The following is a 1,837-nucleotide window of genomic DNA, read 5'->3' on the forward strand; positions in this document are numbered from 1 at the left end:
CGTATTGTCAAAACTTCTATAAGAAATAGGTTATAAAATATCTCCATAGAGGGCTTTATAGGCAAAAAAATTGCCACCCCCTAAATTCTTTGGATAATTGAGGTTACCACACACCCAACAACCAAGAATGGAAGTGACAATTTGTACCCTCAAATTATAACCTATTTATTAACTTTTATAAACTATCAAGAACAACTCATTCGAACATTGCTTACTTTATTGATTGGTAAAAGCATGTTCGATAAACCTACTGAACAGCCCGTAAATAAACCTTATCGAAAACTTCAAGTGGATGACCTTCCGGTCATTGAAGTTCTAGAACAGCTTGATTATCGAGTTCTTCTTAGTGAATATCTAGAGAAGAACGGGAAAGCTCTCAAACCTGTTCAAAGGCGTAAGAATGCAAAAGTTTCCGTACCTAAAGCCATGAACTGTCCAAAGTGTGGTGCTCCATCGGATTATCTTTATGCCAACAATGGAGATAAAGGTCAGTATCAATGCAAGGTGTGTACAGAACTTTTCAGTGAAAAGAACCGTTACTCTAAGGAGGCCATCCTGAAGTGTCCTCATTGTTCCAAGACTCTCGAGAAAATAAAAGAAAGAAAAGATTTTCACGTGTTTAAGTGCAAGAACAATGACTGTTCTTATTATCAAAAGAAGCTCAATGGGATGACTTCAAAAGAAAAGAAAAGGTTCAAAAAGGACCCTCAAGCATTTAAATTGAGATACATTTTCCGTCAGTTTTATATCGATTTCCAGCCGTTATCTAAGGAATCACCAGAACTGCCGGCCGTGGACTTATCAAAGATTTATGCATCCCCACATACATTAGGATTGATCCTAACCTATCATGTAAACTATGGCCTTTCGGCCCGTAAAACAGCTGCGATTATGCAGGACGTACACGGAGTGATGATTTCACATCAGACTGTATTGAACTACGAAAATAGCGTAGCTTTATTACTTAAACCTTATGTGGATCACTATCCCTATGAACTTTCAGACCAATTCTGCGGTGATGAAACGTATATCAGAGTAAACGGTCGATGGCATTATTTATTTTTCTTTTTTGACGCCGTGAAAAAGATTATTCTTTCGTATCCGGTGTCGCCTAATCGAGACACAGCAACAGCCATTCGAGCAATTGATGAGGTCTTAATCAAGATGAAAGAGATTCCAGAAAATCTGACCTTTGTGGTAGACGGGAATCCAATCTATCTTTTAGCCCAACATTTCTTCGCTCAACATGAGATTTTATTCGATGTGAAGCAGGTCATTGGATTAACCAATGAGGACCCTGTTTCAACCGAATATAGACCAATGAAACAAATAATTGAGAGACTTAACCGCACCTTTAAGGGCAATTATCGCTCCACTCATGGATTCGGCTCTGAACATGGTTCCATTTCATACGTCACCTTATTTACGGCCTACTTTAACTTTTTGCGTCCGCATGCCGCCTTAGAAGGAAAAGTGCCCGTAGTGAATCCAGAACTCAAGGGGCTTCCAACAATGCCAGCACGTTGGACAAAGCTCATTGGATTAGCACAACAATGGATAGTAGAACAAAGACAAGCCTAACTTTTTGTTTAGCTGAGCCCTTAAGCTAATTCAGCAATCGGCGGAGCGAACTCTTGACAAACCGAACTTGCCAATGGTTTAAAATGGAAACAACCAAGGGCTTATTTGGTATGCCTTCTTTTGTTCCCTTCGCCCTTGTTAAACAATCCACAAACCATTGGCGTGTTTGTCAAGAGAGATTGCGGCGCATCTCCATCCAGTAAATAGGAGAGAAGCTAACCCTTTAGGTAGTTTTCATAAATCTTTTGACACTACC

General features: G+C 39.6%; 1 protein-coding gene. It reads left to right on the forward strand.

Annotated elements, in window-relative coordinates:
* Window positions 1-141 precede the first annotated feature (141 nt).
* On the forward strand, window positions 142-1,581 hold the full coding sequence (locus COD11_RS04025; protein WP_098795475.1) for a DDE-type integrase/transposase/recombinase: 1,440 nt from the start codon (window positions 142-144) through the stop codon (window positions 1,579-1,581).
* Window positions 1,582-1,837 lie beyond the last annotated feature (256 nt).

Source organism: Bacillus sp. AFS040349 (genome assembly GCF_002577655.1).
Lineage (GTDB): Bacteria > Bacillota > Bacilli > Bacillales > Bacillaceae > Metabacillus.